Below are 2,812 nucleotides of genomic sequence, written 5' to 3' on the forward strand. Positions count from 1 at the left end.
TATTCAGATAGTAAAGTTGTCATAATGTAATACTGTGGTGATGATACGCCAAATGCAAATAATATACTATCAAATATAAGATTACATATACCACCAATAATATAGAATATAGACAACTTATTCTCAAATCCCCTTATAAGGATTACCTGTGTACCCATGACAATTTCAAGAGCCCATGATATAGCTCTAAAAGCAAATACCTGTGTTACGATACCACCAGCCATATAACGTGTTCCATACATTATAACAGTTGCGTGAACACCAAGAGCAACAAGTCCCATACCAATAGGAGCCATAAAGAAACTGAAAATACTACTGCTCTTATTTATAAGATCCTGGTAAGATTTCTCATCTTCAAGACCTATATAGTAACTCAAACGTGGAACACTGACACTTATAGCACCACTAATAACACCCGATATAAGCATGATCATTCTCTGACCATTGGCATAGTATGAAACCTGCTCAGGCGCACCTATCTTAGATACAAAAGTAAGATCAAGGTTAGTGTAGAGCATTCCAGCATTGGCAAGAAGGAAAAGGCCAATAAGTGGTTTAATAAGATGTTTAAAGTTCTCAAGAGGAACCTTAACAAACTTAACATCCTTCTTTATCCATAAATAACTAAGAAAATAGTTAAGAAACTGGCTTGCTGACATAATTATCGCATACTGAACAATATCATCTGCTTCTTTAACGAATGCAAATATAGATACTAACATAAGAATACGTATAAAAAGTGTCTTATAGAATAAAAACGTATAATTTTCGAAAGCTTCATTTATCCATTCAATATAGAAAATCTGGGCAATAAGCTGAACACCAAGAATAAGCATAAGTAAATGCACACTTGGACTCTTGCTGTAAATCGGCATTATAATAATATAAAAAACTGTTGTTACAGCTGTACAGAAAAGAGATATATAAAACAATGTAGAAAACATTGTATTAAGTTTTTCTGCGTTATCTTTAACCTTACTTATCTCCCTTATACCATAGTTATAAACACCAAGTGTTGCAAATGGTATAACCAGTTAAGGTATGTATTAGCTATGTTAAATTCACCATATAACTGTTTACTTAAAATACGTGATAAATAAGCAGTAGTTATAAGTGGAAAAAATATATTTAAAAGTCTTACAAGTGTATTGGCTAACGCATTAAGCCTTATATCTTTCATAGAGTCTCTCCTATTTAAACCCCTGTTCTTTTTTCATATTTCCAAAATGGAAGTTTCAAAAATCCCACAACACTTCCTATTCCATAACTTACATGTAACAAGAAAAATAGAATCGGTAGCAACAATTGCTGCCAATATTTCTTCTGCCCCTTCACTGCCATAAATGACATAAGGATTGCCAGACAACTATACGCTCCCCACATGAGTTTAGCTAACAAAGAATGGTGACAGACTGCAAGCGCAGATGTCACAACAATGCCTCCTACAAATGCAAAAGGCACAAAATGATAAATTGCTAAACACTCTGGGCACGCCTTTAATGTCAGTGCAACCCAATATCCATTTCCATATTTCTGTTTTAACATTCCTGAAAGGGTACTTCTAGCGTGCTGATAAGATATAATCTCTGGTGAATAGCAAATCTGATAACCGGCTTTACGAATTCTATAATGAAATTCATTATCTTCTGTCCGTCCCAACTGTTCATCAAACCCACCTACTTTCTCCAAAACTTCTCTTCGATACGCACCATGAAAAAGAGATTTGACATACTGTTTCTTTTGACTTCTTCTGTAAGAAGCCATACTACTACCAAACATCGACTGTTCCGCAAGAAGAAGTGTTTCCTTCCACGGTGTACTCTCATCAATCATATTTGGTCTTGGACCACCTGATACCATTTCTCCAGATTCCAAAATTTCTACGTTTTTCCTCACAAATTCAGGCGGAATAGACGCATGTGCATCTACACGGATCATAACATCCCCTGAAAAATTTTTGATTGCAACATTCCATCCTGAAGCCTGCTTTTTTCCTGGATTTTTCAAAACCTGAACATTCTTGAAATCAGTCATCTGCTGTTGAAATCTATCCATGATCTCTTTTGTGGAATCTGTAGACATACTGTCGATCAGAACCACTTCCATCTTCCCATGGTCATAATCCTGAGCTTGGATATCTTCCAAGAGTTTTCCCAAAACTTTTTCTTCGTTATAAGCAACAACGCAAACAGATACTATCATCTTACATTTCCCCTACTTCATTACTTGATCACAGCAATCACGGTTTTAATCATTGTACTAATATCACGTAAGAAACTGAACTTTTCAATCTCTCTCAAATTATACACCATCTTTGCCGGTAATACTTCATTTATATATACTTCATCAGCATTCTCTGCATTTTCAAGAAGTTTTTCTTCATCTTTGTATTCAATACTTGTACGGGAAGTTACTCCTGCCGGTAAAAGAAATGTTGCCATCATTTCTTCTGTATAGTGAGCTGTATACTTCGGTACTTCCGGTCTTGTACCAACAAAAGTCATATCCCCTTTCAAGACGTTAAATAGCTGTGGCAATTCATCCAGACGGACCTTTCTAAGCAGATGTCCCATTCTTGTAATACGTGCATCACCTTTTGTTGTAACCTGTGTTCCAAGCCTATCTGCATTATTAACCATTGTTCTGAATTTCCAAATTTTAAATTTTCTTCCGTAGGTTGTCACACGAACCTGTTTAAATAAAACAGGTCCTTTAGAATCCAATTTAATCATAACACTAAGTATGATAAGAACTGGAGATAAAATAATGATCATAATCAAAGAGCATATAATATCAAATGCTCTTTTCAATT

At 35.1% G+C, this 2,812-nt stretch carries 4 protein-coding genes; all 4 read right to left on the minus strand.

The features are described from left to right. Positions 1-1,034, minus strand: a 1,034-nt coding sequence (locus tag DXB52_RS15285; protein ID WP_181989232.1) for an oligosaccharide flippase family protein, incomplete at its 3' end; no start/stop codon positions are given. Further along, entirely contained in the window at positions 989-1,180 is a 192-nt protein-coding gene (locus DXB52_RS15290) for a hypothetical protein (protein WP_118107995.1), read from the minus strand. The genes DXB52_RS15290 and DXB52_RS15285, both read right to left, overlap by 46 nt. Positions 1,181-1,194: 14 nt before the next feature. Beyond that, the gene (locus DXB52_RS15295) at positions 1,195-2,202 is read right to left on the minus strand and encodes a glycosyltransferase family 2 protein (protein ID WP_118107997.1); all 1,008 of its coding nucleotides are present in this window, start codon (positions 2,200-2,202) and stop codon (positions 1,195-1,197) included. Positions 2,203-2,222: 20 nt separating this feature from the next. Next, a partial coding sequence (locus DXB52_RS15300) for a sugar transferase (RefSeq protein WP_147343395.1) occupies positions 2,223-2,812 on the minus strand: 590 nt, incomplete at its 5' end.

This window comes from Ruminococcus sp. OM04-4AA (assembly GCF_003462585.1).
GTDB lineage: Bacteria > Bacillota > Clostridia > Lachnospirales > Lachnospiraceae > Mediterraneibacter > Mediterraneibacter faecis.

Bases quoted from the DNA above. Each gene is read 5' to 3' on its own strand.
- DXB52_RS15290 (WP_118107995.1), bottom strand. From the start codon at position 1,180: ATGAAAGATATAAGGCTTAATGCGTTAGCCAATACACTTGTAAGACTT.
- DXB52_RS15295 (WP_118107997.1), bottom strand. From the start codon at position 2,202: ATGATAGTATCTGTTTGCGTTGTTGCTTATAACGAAGAAAAAGTTTTG.